Source organism: Flavobacterium mesophilum (assembly GCF_039581405.1).
GTDB lineage: Bacteria > Bacteroidota > Bacteroidia > Flavobacteriales > Flavobacteriaceae > Flavobacterium.
Genome location: NZ_JBCPXZ010000002.1, coordinates 965,827 through 984,083, shown reverse-complemented (window position 1 = coordinate 984,083; position 18,257 = coordinate 965,827). Strand labels below are relative to the sequence as shown.

The window sequence follows — 18,257 nt, the reverse complement described above, 5'->3', positions numbered from 1 at the left end:
TTTAACTTTTTTTTACCTTTTGAATGTTTTGTTAATGTATTTTTTGGTTAATTTTATTGGAACTAAAAAATATAAATTATGTCAACATTAAGATTAGGCGATATAGCTCCAGATTTTCAGGCAGAAACCACACAAGGACCAATCAGTTTTCATGAATGGTTAGGAGATTCTTGGGGAGTTTTATTTTCGCATCCGGCAGATTTTACTCCGGTTTGTACTACTGAATTAGGAACTGTAGCGAATTATGTTCCTGAATTCAAAAAAAGAAATACTAAAGTTATCGCTTTGAGTGTAGATGGTTTGCAATCACATTTAGAGTGGATTAAAGATATTAACGAGACTCAAAACACAGAAGTAAATTTCCCGATTATTGCTGATGAGGATAAAAAAGTAGCGAATTTATATGATATGCTTCACCCAAATGCAAGTGATAAATTTACAGTTCGTTCGGTTTTTGTAATCGGTGCTGATAAAAAAATCAAATTGACTTTGACCTATCCGGCTTCAACAGGAAGAAATTTTGACGAATTGCTTCGCGTTATTGATAGTTTACAATTAACTGCAAATTACAGCGTAGCGACTCCTGCAAACTGGAAAGATGGTGAAGATGTGGTAATTGCGCCAGCAATTCCAGACAGCGATATTCCGGCAAAATTCCCAAAAGGACACACGCCAATCAAACCGTATTTGCGCTTGACGCCACAGCCGAATAAATAGTTTTGAGGTTCTAAGGTTCTAAGTTTTTTGCTTTAGCAGAAAAATAATAACGCTGATTTTTTTCAATTAGAAAAAAATCAGCGTTTCCTATATAAAACCTTAGCACCTTAGCACCTTAGCATCTTAGTAACTTAGTACCTCAGTCCCTTAGCATCTTATCTAGCCAATAAAGCTGTCATTCTCTTTTTATCACCTACCACCCAGAGAATATCATTTTTCTCTAAAATCAAACTTGATTCTGGATTTAAGATACGATTTCCATTTCTTTCGATTCCAACTACCATTCCGTCGGTTTTGGCTCTAAATTGTCCGACACTTTTTTTAATGAATTCGTCTTGCGAAACTTCAAGCTGGCGCAAAACAATGTCGGTTTCTTCAACTTTTGTTGGGGCTTCAATTTCATTTTGAGTTAGAAATTTAGTGAATTCAGCAATTTGAGCATCGGTACCAATGACACAAATTTCATCTCCTGGAAATAAACGTTCTGTTTTAGTCGGTATCGGTATCATAACTTCACCACGTTTGATGTATGCGATATTAATTCCGAGTTGTTCGCGAATTTTCAGTTCCTGTAAAGTTTGTCCAACTAAATTAGATTCTTTTTTAATTTCAAAAAACGACATGTGGCCATCCCAAGGAATTAAATTGGCATAACGTCTGTCGATTTTTTTGTTCTCGCGGTCGTTGAGGTTTTTTAGAAAATGATTTTCAATTTTATGATATTGCTCGTTTAATTTTTTAGGAAAAATTTGATAAGCTCCAATAGCAATTATCAAGGCCACAAAAGCGACTAAAGGTGAGAAGAAGATATTCAATAAAAAGCCGACGAAAAATAAACCAAGACTCATTCTGATCAAAATCAGCATTAAAAGTGCGCCACGATATTTTCGTTCTGCCCATAAAGTTTCGACTTCATCTACTTTTACTCTTCGCAATGAAAGTGCCCATAAAAATGGCGCAATAATGACCAAAGTAATTAAAGCAGCTAGCGTGTTTCCAAATCGTGTATCTGCCACCAAAGGCGCGACGAATTTTGAGGACAACAATATGATTGCCGTAATAATAATGGTATGAAGAATAATTTGAGTCACAGAAGCTCTTAAAACAATTTGCCAAGTACTGACAGATTTTATCGCCTGAGCATTCATACTGTAGCGATTAATATTTTTGACCCATTTTTTTGGCATTTTGGATTCCAAAAACAAGGCAAACGATTCAGAATATTTAATTAAAAAAGGTGTTGTGAATGTTGTAACTGCCGAAACCGCGACAATTATTGGATACAAGAAATCACTTGTTACTTTCAATGACATTCCGAGTGTCGCGATAATAAAAGAGAACTCCCCAATTTGTGCCAAACTCATTCCGGTTTGTACCGATTGTTTTAAAGGTTGTCCAGACAATAATGCGCCAAATGCTGAACTTAGGGATTTTCCAAAAATAGTTACCAAAGTGATAATCAAAACCGGAAGCGCAAAATCAACCAAAGTTACCGGATTGATCAACATTCCTACTGATACAAAGAAAACAGCTCCAAATAAATCTTTTACGGGCTGAATCAAATGCTCGATTTTTTCGGCTTGAGTGGTTTCAGCAATAATTGAACCCATTATAAAAGCGCCTAATGCAGGAGAAAAACCAACATTGGCAGCAAACATTACCATCATTAAACACAAGGCAAGTGAAATGATCAAAAGCATTTCGTCGCTTAACAAATGTTTTGCCTTTTTCAAGATAGTCGGAATAATGAAAATACCGCCTAGAAACCAAATAATTAAAAAGAAAATCAATTTTAAAACCGATTGCAATAATGCGGTTCCAGAAACTTGATCACTCACTGCAATTGTCGACAGTAAAACGAGCATTAAAATCGCGACGATATCCTCGACTATCAAGGCACCAAATACAATCCCAACGAACTTTTTTCCTTTGACTCCTAATTCGTCAAATGCCCGAATAATGATAGTTGTGGAAGAAATCGAGAGTGTTGCGCCAAGAAAAATACTATCCATTTTTCCCCAACCCATCCATTGACCAACTAAATAGCCAATCAAAGTCATGAATATAATCTGGGTTATGGCGGTTATGGAAGAAGTACCTCCAACTTTCATTAGTTTTTTAAAGCTAAATTCGAGACCTAGACTAAAAAGCAAAAAGATGACCCCAATTTCGGCCCAAACTTCAACGCTTTTCATATCAGTAATAGATGGGAAAAAGTCAAAATGATTTCCCGCCAAAAAACCCGCAATCAAATATCCTAAAACCAATGGCTGTTTCATTTTTTTAAATAAAAGCACAGCAATTCCGGCGGTCATTAAGATTAATCCCAAGTCGCTGATTAAAGGTTGTAAGTGGTGTGTAGTTTCTGCAGCGGCGTTTAAGGCGATCATATAAAGTGTGGTATTTTTTTTCAGGAGCTATTTCCAGCTTTCCATTTCAAGCTTTTGCTCAAAAAAATATAGTTTTTTGAGCAAAAGGCTTTCCATTTCAATCTGGGCTATGAACTCCGAGTTAAATAAAAAAAGCTATCTCGATAAAGATAGCTTTTTTTGGGAAAATATTTTAGGTTTTTCTTAAATACCTGTGTAATTACTAGGAGTTATCGCTAATAATTCTGCTCTAACTGAATCAGAAACCTCTAAAGTCGCAATAAAATTATGAATTGCGTTTTTGTCAATTGCTTCATTAGTTCTTGTCAAACCTTTCAAAGCTTCATACGGATTTGGATATGCCTCACGACGTAAAATCGTCTGAATTGCTTCAGCAACAACTGCCCAGTTTTTCTCTAAATCTTCAGCAAATTTGCTTTCGTTCAAAAGCAATTTGTTTAAACCTTTCAAAGTAGCTTCAAATGCAATAATAGTATGTCCAACAGGAACTCCAACATTTCTTAAAACGGTACTGTCAGTCAAATCACGCTGTAATCTTGAAATTGGCAATTTAGCTGCCAAATGTTCGAAAATCGCATTTGCAATTCCTAAGTTTCCTTCAGAATTTTCAAAATCAATTGGATTTACTTTATGCGGCATTGCTGATGATCCAATTTCGCCAGCTTTGATTTTTTGTTTGAAATAATCCATTGAAACATACGTCCAGATATCACGATCTAAGTCGATAATGATATTGTTGATTCTTTTTAAACCATCAAAAAACGCTGCAAAATGATCGTAATGCTCGATTTGAGTGGTTGGGAATGAATGTTGCAAACCTAAACTAGTTTCAACAAATTTAGTTCCGAATTGTTTCCAGTCGATTTGCGGATATGCTACATGATGTGCATTGAAGTTTCCAGTTGCGCCACCAAATTTAGCTGCAAACGGAATGTTGAATAACAAACGCATTTGCTCTTCTAAGCGCTCCACAAAAACCAAAATCTCTTTTCCTAAACGAGTAGGAGAGGCTGGTTGTCCGTGCGTACGTGCCAACATTGGAATATCTTTCCATTCAACGCTTAATTCTTTTAATTTCGAAATTACTGAAATCAAAGTTGGCATATAAACTTGCTCAAAAGCTTCTTTTGTAGAAAGCGGAATCGCAGTATTGTTAATATCTTGAGATGTCAACCCGAAGTGAATGAACTCTTTGTATTGAGACAATCCTAATTTTTCAAAAGCATCTTTGATAAAATATTCAACCGCTTTTACGTCGTGGTTGGTTACTTTTTCAGTTTCTTTAATCCAAAGTGCATCTTCAGTTGAGAAATTTTTGTAGATGTTTCTTAAACTGTCAAATAAACTTGAATCAATGCCTTTTAGCTGTGGTAACGGAATCTCGCATAAAGAAATGAAGTATTCCACTTCAACTAAAACGCGATATTTTATTAAAGCTTCTTCAGAGAAAAAAGGGGCTAAATTTTGAGTTTTATTTCTATATCTCCCATCTATAGGCGATATAGCATTCAATTCGTTTAGAGTAGTCATTGTTATGTTGTTTTTTCGAAAGGTGCAAATATAAACAGAATTTAGCGATTTGAAGGCATCAAAAACGTCATTTATATATGTTTAAATTGATTTTAGACGATCTCTCAAATCTGCAACTCCTTCCGAAGCAAATTTGGCGATTGTTTCCACTTTATTTCTAAGATTCGGAATCGCAATTGGTTTTGGATCAATATAAAAAACAGGTGTTGTGCTTGGCGTATAAGAAATTAATCCAGCTGCTGGATAAACTTGCAATGAAGTTCCAATTACAGCAAAAAAATCTGCTGTTTCGGTTATGTCGATTGCTTCTTCAAGAGCAGGAACTTCTTCGCCAAACCAAACAATATGTGGTCGTAACTGATGTCCGTTTTCATCCAAATCTCCAGTAAATAAATCCTCTGTCCAATCTAAAATCAAATCCCGATTTCTGGTACTTCGTACTTTTAGTAATTCGCCATGCAAATGCAAAACTTTTGTGCTTCCGGCGCGTTCGTGTAAATCATCAACATTTTGAGTGATAATGTAAACATCGAAATCTTTTTCCAATTCGGCTAAAATAATATGTCCTAAATTTGGCTTTACTTCTTTTAGCTGTTGACGTCTTTTATTGTAAAAATCCAAAACCAATTCCTGATTTTTATGCCAGCCTTCGGGAGTTGCCACTTCCATGACGTCGTGACCTTCCCATAAACCGTCACTGTCGCGAAACGTTTTGATGCCACTTTCAGCACTGATTCCGGCTCCGGTTAAAACGACTAATTTCTTTTTCATTTTTCTTAATTGTATTATTTCGGCAGTTTATTCACTTCCAAAACCTTTACCATTGTTGGTTCTGATTTTGCGAGTCCTTCGCCATCAACTTGATTTACATTTTGAAGAAAGATATGAAGTTTTTTTTGTTTTTCCCAAAGCAAAATATCATAATTTGGCTCCCATTCGCCTACTGATTCTGTTGTTAAGTCGGTTAGTTTCCAAGAATTGTTTCCTCCTAAATTGCTATAAGCTACAGAGACTTTGTTTTCTCTTTCGGCATCTCTGAAAAGAAGATATAAATAGCGATTATTTCCGTCTTTTTTAATCAATAAATCAGGTCTTGAAATTGGGATTTTTTTTGTTCCGCCACCACCTAAATAAAAAGAAGTTTTTCTGAAACTTGTATTTGATTTTTTCCAAATTCCATTTTCTAAATAGACAATTTGAAATTGCGGAATGCCATTTTCACTCCAATAATTGGCGATATAAGGATTTCCGTTTTCATCAGTCGTCATTGAAGTTTGGTTGATTAAGCTTGATTTTTCAGGAATTTTCCAAGCAATTTCTGCCGATGCAATCGTTATAGGTAAATTATATTTTTCTCCGTTTGATTTTTCCCAAGTTAAACCTCCGTCTTTTGAGCGCGCATAACAAATATCATGATTGGTCGAAACATCCCAGCTTTCTCTCCAAACCCATGAAAGATGAATAGTACCTTTTTGATCTATTTTTGCTTGCCAGTAAGCACTTCTTTGTTCTTCGCCGTTTACTAAATTGCTTTGAATTTGAGACCACTTTTTGTTTTTTATCGAATACGAATTGATGATCATATTTCCTCTTCCAGAAGCGCCTGAACGATAGAAGAACAATAAATTTCCGTTTGGCAAATTGTGAAATTCGGGATAGGTTACTTTTTCTTCGGCAATTCCGGTCATGGATTCTTCTTCGCCTAAATCCAAACTTAAAGGAGATTTGCTTTTTGCATAGCGAAGTTTTGTATCGTGATGATCCCAACTAATATGTAAGTAGCCATCGCCGTCAATTGCAATGCTTATTGTGTTGTGAGCATCTTTTACATTGCCACTATAAGGTGTTTTTACAATTTCCCATTTTGTGGAATTTAATTTTCGCTTGCCCAAAACTACACGAGCATCGTTGTCATAATAAGCGATAAACTGAAAGTCCCTGAAAGTCGTCAAAGCATTTTTTCTAAATTTTACGGTATTGACAGAATTGCTGCTCCAGCCGTTTCCTACTGGAATTTCTACGTTTCGTTGTGCAGTGCAGGAAAATAAACTTAAAAAAAGAAAAAAGAGGATTTTGTGAAAATGTGGTTTCATTAAAAAGTTGTTTGGTTGTAGTTAGCAAAAAACGAAAATGAGTTAATTGTTCGAATTCGTAAAAATAACCGATTTAAGCATAGTGCGGACTTAAACCATACCAGTTTAAAATATTGAATTTAAATTGCATATTTAAAAATTGAATATTGAAGTAAATACTTATTTTTAGACCTTATTAAATTGCATTTACTTGGAAACAGAAATAAAACTAAAAATTAAAAGGAGTTTGTTTGACAATTATGAGCGAGAACTTCATCTTCATCCTGATTTTATCAAATTCGAGGATAAGTATTTGGCTAGCAATGGCTTTACATCTTTTAATGCAGACGAAATAAAGGAGTTTTGTTATGGTGTGACTTTTTATCAATACCATTTTGTTTTTGGACGAGAATATGAAATATTGATTAAGAATTTTAATGATGAAATTCTAAAGATTAAAATCAAAAGTTATCTTGGAATAAAAAAGCATAAAACCCATGAACTTTATGTTAAAATAATTAATGCAATTTGGAATTTGTATTTTGCAAAACAGGTTGCTTCCTTTGTAAAGGAATTTGAAGCTGGTGAATCTATCAATATTGGAGAAGTCAATATTAATCCTGAAGGCGTAATTATTTCCGTGTCGAAACTTTTAAAGCAAGAAAAAAAACTAATTCCATGGGAAGATGTTGCACTTAGAAAATACATTTCTTATGTTTCAATTTATTCAAAAGAAAATGCAATGGATTTTAACCGTGGTTATTCATTTAAGAAAGATTGGAATACTTTTGTAGTATATAATGTAATTAAAAATATACTCGATAATAAAAAATTAAATAAATGAAAATAGTATTTGTTTTGTTAGTAGTTTGTAATTTTTGTTTTGGACAATTAAAAGTCAATTATTATAAAGTTCAAAATAAGTTTGGGAAAACAATTACAGATGAAAGTTTTATTCAAAAAAAGGTGATTAGTGATGTAGAGAACGCTAGTTTTTTATTTCAAAAAAAAGATTCCTTACTGTTAGATGTAAGTTTTAATAAAACTGTAGGATATCTTGATGCTCAATTTGAAGAATTGAAAAACGAATTTATAGGAAATTTTGAGCCAACTAAAACAAAACTATGGGAGAACCTTGCGGGGTATTATGATGAAAAGAAAAATATAATGATAATAAAAACTTTTGATGATTCTACACGTAAGAAACTAACCGGGATTGAATTTTTAACAAGTAAGGAATCGATAAAAGGTTTTTTGCCTTTATTTGATCAGAACTTAGAATGATTTATGATTTTAAGTGGATTTTTTAAACTTCAAAAAGTACAATCCTCTTACCTGATTTTTTTTTATTTTTGCCGCAAACAGAAATAAAATGATTGATTTAGATTACCTCGAATTTTTAGAAAATATATTAACTGATAATCGTAAAGAAAGGTTTTTACATGTTCTGGAAAATCGTACCAAACATTTTACAGTTGCTGTAGAAGATGTTTTTCAGATGCACAATACAAGCGCGGTAATGCGAAGCTGTGAAGTTTTTGGAATTCAAGAATTAAATGTTATTGAACAGCGTTTCGGAAAAAGAATTGACAAAGAAATTGCTCTTGGTGCACAAAAATGGGTAGACATCAATAGATTTGATTCGGTTTCAGGATGCCTTTCTGATTTAAAAAGCAAAGGGTATCAAATCATTGCAACGACGCCACACGAAAAAGATTCGATGTTGGAAGATTTCGATATTACAAAACCAAGCGCCTTATTTTTCGGAACAGAAAAAGAAGGTTTGTCGCAAGAAATCATGGATAATGCCGATGGTTTCTTAAAAATACCAATGGTTGGTTTTACTGAAAGTTTGAATATTTCGGTTTCAGCAGCGATCATCATTCAAAATTTGACCAACCGATTGAGAAGATCAGATGTGAAATGGCAATTGTCTGAAGAAGAAATTCTAGTAAAACGTTTAGACTGGGCTAGAAATTCGATTAAAGATATTAAACGAATAGAAGCAAGATATTATCAAGATAATCCGAGATAAAAAAATCCCCAACTTAATCGGTTGGGGATTTTTTTGTCCAAAGAAAATTATCTTCCAAAAGAATCGTAATTATCTTCGGCATATTTTTCAAAACGTTTTAATAATGCAATATTTTGCTTTTCTGTTTCGCTTAATTGAGCATCTACGTTTTCTGAAATTGGAACATACCAAGGCACAAAGTCAAAAAATTGACGGACTGTGCTTGATTTAAAAGCATAACCATGACGAGCAAAAATAGTATTTCTGAGAATTTCTAAATCAAGTTTTTTTAAATTCTTTAATTGACTTTCATTCAATTTTGTTGTTGAAGAATTAATAGTAGTGATCGCACCTGAAGCTGCTCTGAAAAGTTCGGAAGGAGATTCATAATCCTCCTCGTCACTAATTGAATCTTTTTCAGTTTCTTCCTGTTCTTGCTCTTCTGCTTCCACTTTTTTAGGATTTTCATAATCAATGTACATATCTCCTTCAGGAAGCATCAAATTTGGGTCGTACTTAAATTCTCTTTTTCTAAGTATAAATTTTCTTTTGGTTACTCCTCTTGTTGGATCGTTGGCTGTCCATGTTCCTACTAGTGTCGTATCTTTTTGAATTTCAAAATTAAAGACACCGTCGTTTTTGGGATCTCCAGTTTCTTTGAGCGTGAAATAAAACGTATTTCCCGTTTTTCTCATTTGACCTTTTATCGGTTTGCTTTTGCCGTCTATAATTCTTTGAGCAATTACTTCTGATTCAGTAATTCTTTTGATTAAAATATTGATGGTAGTAGCATTTTCTTCAATCATTGGTTTTGTAGTATCACGTTCTTCGATCATGGAGTAACCTACAAACGAACCGTATAAATAAGTTCTTATTTCTTTGTTTTCAGCTAAAAGATGCGATTTTTTAGTGTCTTTTTTCTCTTTTGAATTACATGAAAATAATAAAACGGCAACAAATAAATAAAGTAGGTTTTTCATTTTTTGGATTGGCTATAAAGATAATATTCAACGATTAATAAATTAGGAACCCAGCCGAGCCATGCTATTATTTGATAAACATCCATTGGCGAGGGCTGAAACAAATATACAAGAATAACCTTCCAAAAACGGAGTGTTACAGCAGAAAATGTTAAAGCAAAACTTCGATACATAAATGCCTTGTGAAGTGCTATGTTTTTGTTTTTTATGGTTAAAAAACCTTTTAGAGTAAAGTAAAACCATAAAATGGATAATGTCACAAAAGATATTTTAGAATAAAAGCCTCCATTGGCAAAGACACCAATAAATAAACCTGACGGAGCGCTCAAAAAAAGAATCGTAAAAACATATAGTTTCCCAATGCTTCGATGAACAACTGGCTGATTTTTTAATAAACGCGAATTGAACTGAGTAAATCCGGCAAGCAAAACAAAAATCGCAGAATATACATGCGTGTAAAAGAAGACAAGGTAAAACGGAATTTCTGAAACTTCGGTTTGTTTGATTTGAAGAAAGGCAACGTCATTCCTAAATGGAATATATTGCCAAGTAATTTGAATCATCAAGATGAAAAAAAAGCTAAAACAAAGCGTCAGTAGAAGCGGAAACGATGATTTCAGGTATTTGTTCAATTTTATTTACAAGAGATTAATTGGAAATCAAATGTAAGAAAAAGATTCTGAGGTTCTGAGATGCTAAGATTCTGAGTTGCTAAGTTTTTTTTCTTAGAACCTTAGCATCTCAGAACCTCAGAAACTTTGTTTACTTTTTAAGAAAAAGAATAAATCCTAAAATGCTGACAATTAAAATAGACAACGCTACTAAAACAGTTGCTAGATCTCGAATGTTTTTCCCAGCCCAATCCATAAATAAAAATTTATGAAGGATAGCAAAAGAATAACCTTCAACTCGATCTGAATTACTGACAACTGCAGCCAATCTTGATGTTGCGGTTTCAATAAAATAAGTTGTTTTTTGTGGCGTATCATAAGCCAATTTTACAACCGGAAGTCGTTTGTTGACGAAGCCATATTCTCTGCTATCAAAATCAGTCAGAACTTTTGATTCAAGCAATTTTATGTTTTCAAAAGAAGGTTGCGAATCATCTTCTGATGTATCAATCATTTCGCAACAAGAAGCTTTTGGAGCTCCATCGGTAAAATAGTACGCGAGAAATTCAGCATATTCTATATCTAAATTTGGTGCAATTTTATTTGTTATGGCATTAATGTGAACTACCTCAGATTTTTGATCTTCTTTTTTATTCCATTTCGAATCAGATTTTGGCATCTTAAATCTTTTCGTGTCTTTTTCAAGCAATTGACAACGGTAATACGTCGTGTCGTTTAATGTAATTAGACTAATATTTTGAAAACGACTCCAATCTAAATTGAGATTGTTATTTGCTCCAGGGATTTCTTTGGTAACAAAAGTTGGTTCATAAACCATTTGCGATAAAGTATACGGCGCCCATTTTGTAGTCGCGTGATACGCACCGCTGAAAGCAAAAGTCAAAGTGAAAAGCGAAATCCAAATTCCAATTTGGCGATGGTATTTTCTTAAGCCTTTTTTTGGCGCTACACTATCTGTTTTTTTGAATTGTTTCCAAAGCAAGCCATAAATAAGAATCCCACTCAAGGCAGAAAATCCAATGATTGACAACAGGAAAATCATCGTAATAATTCGAATGCTGTTGTTGCTGATTGCGTCTATAAAAGACCAATTGTGGAAAGTGTCGAAAAACCATATAAAAACTTGTCTGGAAGTTGGATTATAAGTTGCCAATTTGCTAGATGAAGTTTCTACATAAACCTGCATAGCATCTGGGCGGTCAAAATTTAATTTGTAAACTGGCAAATAACGGTTTACATATTTGTATTGCGAGGTAAATTCAGTGATGACTTCACTGTTTTTTATAGTGCTTTTTTGATCGTCTAAGAAATATCGTGAAAGCCATTCAGCATATTTTTGATCTCCGTTTTCTAATTTTTTAGCAGTAGAAGCATCGTAATACCAAAGCTCACCAAAAATAGTTTTTACTTGATAATAAGTCGCGTTATTGAAAGTGACAATTCTGAAATTTTTGAATTGCGATATTTCATTTTTCAGCAAAACTTCCTGAATAGAATAATGCAATTGGCTTTTATCGATTATGGGTTGCTCAATTTTGTCATGAGCAATTTCAGGTTTAAAAAAATGCGCCATAAAGGGATGCATCAAACCAGAAAATGTCCAAAAAATTACGGGAACAATTGTAATCAAACCAATAACACGATGCCATTTGTACATGTTTTGCTTGACTTTTTTGATGAATTTGGAATCTCTCTTCTTCGAAGATTTTTTGTTTGTTTCTTTACTCATGTTTTATTTTTTTAAAGAAAAATTATATTGAATTCCGAATACAAAAGTTCGTGGCGCCGCTGCTGTGTAAGTTGGCTGAGCATTGGTAACATTTGTTCTTGTAACATTGTAGGCGTATAATTTATCTGTTAGATTCAGCACGTTTCCGTAAACCTCAATTTTTTTCCATTGGTAACCAATTCTGGCATTGAAGATATTGTAGCCATCATATTTTACTGTATTGATCTGATCTTGATAATAACTGCCAACAAGTTGCCATTCAATTGATGTTCTTAGATTGGGAAGCCAATTTGGATAATAACTCAGTTCTGAATTTCCTGACCATTTTGGCGCAGACGGCATTTCTTTCCCATTTAAATCCTGAATAGGATCTGATGGTTTATCTGAAAGTTTAAAATCGATATACGTATGTTGCGCATAAGTTCCGCCAACACGAATATTGAATTGTCTTGATGGTTTGTATGAAGCGCCAAACTCAATTCCTTTGTGACGCGTTTCTCCAGCCGAACGATAATCTGTGGAATTATCTGGAAGTTTGATGTTTAATAATTCATTTCTGCCTTCCATATAATAAAAAGCATAGTCAAAATTTAATCTGTTTTGGAAGAAAGAAAGCCATCCGCCAACTTCATAATTATCAAAATCTGCTGGTTTTAGGTTGTAATAAAATTCGGCAGGAACGCCCGATGTACCGCCAGTTCCAGGTTTGGCTCTGAAAATCGAAGTAATTCCAGGAGGAGCGAAACCTTGAGAATAATTACCATAAAAACCTGCAAATTCTACAGGATTATAATTGGCTCCAGCCTTAAAAGTAAATTTGTCGTACACTTTGCTTCCTGTTGAAAGGTCAATTGCATTGTCATAATTCACTTTCATATTATCATAACGTCCGCCAACAGTAACCACTAATTTTTCAATTGGATTAAAACTGATTTGCGCGTAACCGGCAGTGTTGAAAATATCTGCTGTATAATCAGAAAGTTTTGAATCTGGATGTTCGGCAATGATTTCATACGAATTAACCGTTTGTTTCCCTGGTTCACCCGGATTTAAATTGGCTTTTAAATCAATTACATATGCCCAATAGGTGACCGGAGAATAATCGTATAAAGCTCCAGCAACAATTTTAGTGTTCAAGAAATCAAATTTTTGGGTGTGTTGCCCAATTGCGCCGTAACTTTTAAAGTTATTCGAATTTACTTCGCCTTTGGCTGTTGTCGGATTTACTGTCGGACTCCATTTGATTCCGTATGATGGATTTTGTCCCAACTTGTTGTCACGCAAATAAGCGGTGATGTAACTGCTAGAATTTTCGTTCCAGTCATGTTCTAACGTTAAACGCGTTCTCAAAGCATCTGATTTTCTATACGTGAAATCAGAAGTGCTTTTATAAGATCTGTTATAAAAATCTTCTTCGTTCACAGTGCCGCTCATGTCTGAATAATATTTTCCATACATGGTATTGCTGATCAAGCGGGTAGAAGGAGAGATGTTGTAGTCAATTCTTGCATTCAAATTATTTTTATTATAATCAGAATACGTCATCCAACCATTTTCCTGTAAACTTGAAATTCCTGCAATATGAAAGCCAACTTTTCCGATAGTTGCGCCACCAGCGGCCTGAAATCTTTTGTAGCCGTAATTATCTGCTTGAATTCCAAATTTGAATTCAGGATCAACAGGTGGTTTTATCGAAATTAAATTGATAGTTCCGCCAACGGCTTCTGGTCCGTATAAAGAAGAAACAGGTCCTTTAACCACTTCAATGCTTTGAAGGTTGTATTGATTTATTTCCAATAAAGCATTGTGGTTGAAAATTCCCATTGGGCGAATCGGCAATCCGTCTTCCAGATATAAATAATAAGCATTTGTGGTCATAGGTTGGCGAATAGACATCATGTGCTGTTCGTTTCCTAGATTCACCATTAGGACACCTGGAGTTTTGTTTATGATTTCGTAAACCGCAGTAGCTTTGGTTTCATTGATCGTTTTTGCGGTCAATTTACTGATTGCGACTGGTGTTTCTTTTCTTAAAGTTGCCGTACGATTTGCTGTTACAAAAACATTTTCAAGTTCTTGCGATTTTATTGTGTCTTGCTCAGTTTTGTTTTGTGCAACGACACATTGCCCTATGATCAATAGGGTAAAGTATATTTTTTTCATTTTGGATTATATAAATTAAAGCTGTAAGCTATAGGCTTTAGGCCCTAAGCTAAACTGTAAGTCGTAGAATTTTGACTTTTTAAAATTTATATAAAATAGGATGGAGGATGAAAAATTGAATTTGCGATTGCAATTGGTTTTTTATCGAATGAAGCGAAAATTTTTGCTTTTGATTCGATAAGTCCTGTCAATTTGAAATTGTTTAAAGTTGAAGACTGAATGTAAACTACTTCTGCTTTTTCTTTCAGATTGTTTTGCATTCTTTTTTCATTGTCTGCGTATTTTTTTAAGCTTTTTTGAAGTTCACAACGACCGTTACAGGTGTTGAAAACCATTTTGCGCTGCACACAGATTGTTTTTGAAATTTCTTCCTGATTTAATTTGAATGAGGTATAAACAAAGAAACTGCCAAAAGAAGGAACTAATAGCATGCAAGAAAGAAATATGACGAAAAGTCGTTTCAAAGTGTGTTTCGTTGTTTTCGAGAGCAAAAATACATTATAAATATTATTTACAAGAATGATTTTTGTCATTTAATGTTAAAAAACAACAGGACGAGATTTTTAGACATGAAAAACCCGACAGATTTTAAAACCTGTCGGGTCCATTTATATTTGTTATTTGAAACAGAAATTATTCGTTAACTAAAACCCAAGCTCCTGAAGCTAAAAGAGTTTCTGCTTTTTTATATTTCATTGTTTCAGTTTTGCCAGTTGCAACTTCTTGAATCGTAACATTGTCATTACGGTTGATTTTTGGCATATCTCTAACGATAGTTTCAGTAACTTGACGTTGTTGCTTTTCTCCAGCTTCACGATTCATGCTTTCGCTGTTTGGAATTTCATCTTTGCTTAATTGCAAGTTTTCTTGTTGACGAACTTCTCTTGCTTCGTGAATTTCTGGAGCGTTTTGAGCAGGTAAATCACCTTTGAACAAGAATGAAATAACTTCTTTGTTAACGTTGTCTAACATTCCTCTAAACAAGTTGAAAGCTTCTAATTTGTAGATAAGCAATGGATCTTTTTGCTCGTGAACAGCCAATTGAACAGATTGTTTCAATTCGTCCATTTTGCGTAAGTGTTTTTTCCAAGCTTCATCCACAATTGAAAGTGTGATGTTTTTCTCGAAATCAGCGATCAATTGAGCACCTTGGCTTTCGTATGCTTTTTTCAAATCTGTAACCACATTCAACGTTTTGATTCCGTCTGTAAATGGAACTACAATTCTTTCGAAATGATTGTTTGGTTCTTCAAAAACACCTTTGATGATTGGGAAAGCTTCTCTAGCGCTTCTTTCTGTTTTTTCTGTATAGAAAGCTAAAGCTTCTTTGTACACTTTTCCAGTTACTTCGATATCTGATAATTTTGCAAAATCAGCTTCAGAAATTGGAGATGTTATTCCGAAATAACGAATTAAATCGAATTCATATCCTTTGAAATCATTTGCAATTTTATTGTTGCTAACGATCAATTCGCAAGTATCATAAAGCATGTTTGCAATATCTAATTTCAAACGCTCTCCAAACAACGCGTGACGACGACGTTTGTAAACTACTTCACGTTGAGAGTTCATTACGTCATCATATTCTAATAAACGTTTACGAACACCAAAGTTGTTTTCTTCTACTTTTTTCTGAGCACGTTCGATAGATTTAGTCATCATAGAATGCTGAATAACTTCACCTTCTTTTAATCCCATTCTGTCCATTACTTTCGCAACTCTTTCAGAACCGAACAAACGCATTAAGTTATCTTCAAGAGAAACATAGAATTGAGAACTTCCTGGATCCCCTTGACGACCAGAACGACCACGCAACTGTCTGTCTACACGACGAGAATCGTGACGCTCAGTACCAACGATTGCTAAACCTCCTGCAGCTTTTACTTCTGGAGATAATTTGATATCGGTACCACGACCAGCCATGTTTGTTGCAATAGTTACAACTCCGGCTTTACCAGCTTCTTCAACGATTTGCGCCTCTTGCTTGTGCATTTTCGCGTTCAATACGTTGTGTTGGATTCCTCTCATTTTAAGCATACGGCTTAATAATTCTGAAATTTCTACAGAAGTTGTTCCGATAAGAACTGGTCTACCTGCTTGTGATAATTCAGTTACGTCTTCAATTACAGCGTTGAATTTCTCACGAGTTGTTTTGTAGATATAATCTTCTTTGTCAATTCTTGCAATTCCTTTGTTTGTTGGAATTTCAACAACATCTAATTTGTAAATTTGCCATAGCTCACCAGCTTCTGTAACAGCAGTACCTGTCATTCCACCTAATTTGCTGTACATTCTGAAATAATTCTGTAATGTTACAGTTGCAAAAGTTTGAGTTGCAGCTTCGATTTTTACATTTTCTTTTGCTTCGATCGCTTGGTGAAGACCGTCAGAGTAACGACGACCATCCATGATACGACCTGTTTGCTCATCGACAATCAAAATTTTGTTGTCCATGATAACGTACTCCACATCTTTTTCAAATAAAGCGTAAGCTTTTAAAAGCTGTGTTAAAGTATGGATACGCTCGCTTTTTACACCAAAATCTTGGAATAATCTTTCTTTAGCTTCAGCTTCAGCGTCTTTGTCTAATTTTTGTTTTTCAATTGCAGCTATTTCAGTTCCAATGTCTGGTAAAACGAAGAAATCTGCATCAGTATCTCCAGAAAGGTATTTGATACCGTTGTCTGTCAATTCTACTTGATTGTTTTTCTCTTCAATCACGAAATATAAAGCTTCGTCAACTTTATGCATTTCACGATTGTTGTCTTGCATGTATTGATTTTCAGTTTTTTGAAGTAATTGTTTGATTCCTTCTTCACTTAAAAATTTAATTAATGCTTTATTTTTTGGTAAACTTCTGTAAGCTCTCAATAATTGGAAACCTCCATCTTTAGTATTACCTTCTTTGATTAATTTTTTAGCTTCAGCTAAGAAACCATTTGCTAATTGACGCTGTTGTCCAACTAAGTTTTCGATTTTTGGTTTCAATTCGTTGAATTCGTGACGATCTCCTTGAGGAACTGGTCCAGAAATGATAAGCGGTGTTCTAGCGTCATCAATTAATACAGAGTCAACCTCGTCGACAATTGCAAAATTGTGTTTTCTTTGGACTAAATCACTTGGCGAGTGCGCCATATTATCTCTTAAGTAGTCGAAACCAAACTCATTGTTAGTTCCGTAAGTGATATCAGCATCGTAAGCTTTTTTTCTAGCTTCTGTACTTGGCTGGTGGTTGTCGATACAGTCAACAGATAAACCGTGGAATTCGAATAAAGGTGCTTTCCAAGTACTATCACGTTTTGCCAAGTAGTCATTCACTGTTACTAAGTGAACTCCATTTCCTGTCAAAGCGTTTAAGTAAAGTGGAAGAGTAGCAACTAAAGTTTTACCTTCTCCCGTTTGCATTTCGGCAACTTTACCTTCATGCAATACCATACCGCCAATCAACTGAACATCATAGTGAATCATATCCCAAGTGATATCTTTTCCTGCAGCATTCCATTTGTTAGCCCAAATTGCTTTGTCGCCTTCAATAGCAATGTATGATTTTGTTGCTGAAAATTCGCGGTCTTTTGCAGTTGCAGTAACTTCAATATGTGAGTTTTCTTTAAAACGACGAGCCGTTTCTTTAACTACAGAAAACGCTTCTGGAAGGATTTCCAATAAAGTTTTTTCAGAGATTTCATATGCTTCTTTTTCAAGCGCATCTATAGCATCATAAATAGCTTCTCTTTTATCGATGTCTTCGATGTTTTCTACTTCAGCTTTAAGCGAAGCAATTTTAGCATCTTTATCAGCTCTAGCTTCTTTAATTCTGTCTTTAAAATAAACGGTTCTTGCTCTTAATTCGTCGTTAGAAAGACTCATTAAAGGAGCTTCGAATGTTTTGATTTTGTTTAAGTAAGGTTGTAAAGCTTTGACATCTTTTTGTGATTTATCACCTACAAAGACTTTAATAATACTGTTTATGAAACTCATGATTTATTGTATTTCTTTATTATATAATATGTATTTGAACCAAAAAAAAAGT

14 protein-coding genes are annotated in these 18,257 nt (G+C 34.2%); 4 read left to right on the top strand and 10 right to left on the bottom strand.

Annotation, left to right across the window (positions count from 1 at the left end; genetic code table 11):
• The first annotated feature begins 78 nt into the window (after positions 1-78).
• A complete protein-coding gene (locus AAYQ19_RS08670; RefSeq protein ID WP_343535842.1) occupies positions 79-717 on the top strand; it encodes a peroxiredoxin in 639 nt (212 codons plus the stop codon).
• A gap of 155 nt (positions 718-872) precedes the next feature.
• Here the strand turns inward: AAYQ19_RS08670 and AAYQ19_RS08665 are convergent, their stop codons facing one another.
• The 4 genes from AAYQ19_RS08665 to AAYQ19_RS08650 form a co-directional block, all read right to left on the bottom strand.
• A complete protein-coding gene (locus tag AAYQ19_RS08665) occupies positions 873-3,107 on the bottom strand; it encodes a cation:proton antiporter domain-containing protein (protein WP_343535841.1) in 2,235 nt (744 codons plus the stop codon).
• A 183-nt stretch (positions 3,108-3,290) separates the two neighbouring features.
• Entirely contained in the window at positions 3,291-4,637 is a 1,347-nt protein-coding gene (purB, locus tag AAYQ19_RS08660) for an adenylosuccinate lyase (RefSeq protein WP_343535840.1), read from the bottom strand.
• A gap of 81 nt (positions 4,638-4,718) precedes the next feature.
• A complete protein-coding gene (locus tag AAYQ19_RS08655; RefSeq protein ID WP_343535839.1) occupies positions 4,719-5,408 on the bottom strand; it encodes an SIR2 family NAD-dependent protein deacylase in 690 nt (229 codons plus the stop codon).
• A gap of 14 nt (positions 5,409-5,422) precedes the next feature.
• A complete protein-coding gene (locus AAYQ19_RS08650) occupies positions 5,423-6,730 on the bottom strand; it encodes a BNR repeat-containing protein (RefSeq protein WP_343535838.1) in 1,308 nt (435 codons plus the stop codon).
• A gap of 190 nt (positions 6,731-6,920) precedes the next feature.
• Between AAYQ19_RS08650 and AAYQ19_RS08645 the strand changes: the two genes are divergently transcribed.
• The 3 genes from AAYQ19_RS08645 (at position 6,921) to AAYQ19_RS08635 (ending at position 8,744) form a co-directional block, all read left to right on the top strand.
• Entirely contained in the window at positions 6,921-7,553 is a 633-nt protein-coding gene (locus AAYQ19_RS08645; RefSeq protein WP_343535837.1) for a hypothetical protein, read from the top strand.
• Positions 7,550-7,993: a hypothetical protein gene (locus AAYQ19_RS08640; RefSeq protein ID WP_343535836.1), complete on the top strand. Its 444-nt coding sequence runs from the start codon at positions 7,550-7,552 to the stop codon at positions 7,991-7,993. Before AAYQ19_RS08645 ends, AAYQ19_RS08640 begins: the two co-directional genes overlap by 4 nt.
• An 88-nt stretch (positions 7,994-8,081) precedes the next feature.
• Positions 8,082-8,744, top strand: coding sequence for a TrmH family RNA methyltransferase (locus tag AAYQ19_RS08635; protein ID WP_343535835.1), 663 nt, complete (start codon positions 8,082-8,084; stop codon positions 8,742-8,744).
• Positions 8,745-8,791: 47 nt separating this feature from the next.
• On the opposite strand, the gene AAYQ19_RS08630 is transcribed toward AAYQ19_RS08635, so the two are convergent.
• The 6 genes from AAYQ19_RS08630 to secA all read right to left on the bottom strand — a co-directional run bounded on the left by AAYQ19_RS08630 (position 8,792) and on the right by secA (position 18,205).
• Positions 8,792-9,703 (bottom strand): YARHG domain-containing protein, encoded by a 912-nt coding sequence (locus AAYQ19_RS08630; RefSeq protein WP_343535834.1) that lies wholly within the window; start codon positions 9,701-9,703, stop codon positions 8,792-8,794.
• Positions 9,700-10,266: a DUF2306 domain-containing protein gene (locus tag AAYQ19_RS08625; RefSeq protein WP_343535833.1), complete on the bottom strand. Its 567-nt coding sequence runs from the start codon at positions 10,264-10,266 to the stop codon at positions 9,700-9,702. The genes AAYQ19_RS08630 and AAYQ19_RS08625 overlap by 4 nt, the downstream gene beginning before the upstream one ends.
• A 199-nt stretch (positions 10,267-10,465) precedes the next feature.
• Complete coding sequence (locus AAYQ19_RS08620; RefSeq protein ID WP_343535832.1) at positions 10,466-12,064, bottom strand: PepSY domain-containing protein; 1,599 nt, start codon at positions 12,062-12,064, stop codon at positions 10,466-10,468.
• A 3-nt stretch (positions 12,065-12,067) separates the two neighbouring features.
• Positions 12,068-14,227 carry a TonB-dependent receptor gene (locus AAYQ19_RS08615; protein ID WP_343535831.1) on the bottom strand — a complete coding sequence of 720 codons (2,160 nt, stop codon included), beginning with the start codon at positions 14,225-14,227 and terminating at the stop codon, positions 12,068-12,070.
• An 86-nt stretch (positions 14,228-14,313) separates the two neighbouring features.
• The gene (locus AAYQ19_RS08610; protein ID WP_343535830.1) at positions 14,314-14,760 is read right to left on the bottom strand and encodes a hypothetical protein; all 447 of its coding nucleotides are present in this window, start codon (positions 14,758-14,760) and stop codon (positions 14,314-14,316) included.
• 100 nt (positions 14,761-14,860) lie between these two features.
• Complete coding sequence (gene secA / locus AAYQ19_RS08605) at positions 14,861-18,205, bottom strand: preprotein translocase subunit SecA (RefSeq protein ID WP_343535829.1); 3,345 nt, start codon at positions 18,203-18,205, stop codon at positions 14,861-14,863.
• Between the last annotated feature and the right edge of the window lie 52 nt (positions 18,206-18,257).